The sequence below is a fragment of the Chitinophaga sp. YIM B06452 genome, from assembly GCF_039655965.1.
In the GTDB taxonomy this organism is placed as follows: Bacteria; Bacteroidota; Bacteroidia; order Chitinophagales; family Chitinophagaceae; genus Chitinophaga.
Genome location: NZ_JAWLKY010000017.1, coordinates 1 through 536, shown reverse-complemented (window position 1 = coordinate 536; position 536 = coordinate 1). Strand labels below are relative to the sequence as shown.

Below are 536 nucleotides of genomic sequence, written 5' to 3'. Positions count from 1 at the left end.
GCGATCGTCCAGATGCGCACCGAATCGCTCACCGCGTTGACCAGGTATTGCTGGCTCACGCCCACATTGGATCCGGCCCAGCTGTTGCCGGGGGCCATCGTTTGCAGCACACGGTTAAGGGGAGAAGCTTCAAAGACGGTCTGGTTATAAAATACCTGTTCACCGGGGTAGATCGGTGTGCCGGAGGTAGGCGCGTAGAAATTCTTCTGATCGTTGAAAGGGTTAGTCTTAAAAGCACCATCACCGGCCGTGGATACATAGGGCAGGTATTGATACTGCTCGCGGCCAAAGGCATCGTAGATCACCGGGGCCACTACATCTTTTTTTGCCGGGGAGCCGCCTTTGGTCACCGTTTGCAAAGGACGGCCCAGGCCGTCTACGTATTGGGTAGTTTGGCGGACATTGGCCACGTCTGTTTCTGCGATCACTGCGGCAGGGTCTGTCAGGGGTTTAGCAGGTTCCCAGGTGCGGACGTAGTTCACCTTTGTGCCCGCACCGTAAGCAGCAGGAACAGGGTTCACCGTTTGGGTCGGGGC

At 57.1% G+C, this 536-nt stretch carries 1 protein-coding gene; it reads right to left on the bottom strand.

Annotation, left to right across the window (positions count from 1 at the left end):
• On the bottom strand, positions 1-536 hold a 536-nt coding region (locus tag R3I13_RS26980), incomplete at both ends, for a DUF6443 domain-containing protein (protein ID WP_346321111.1).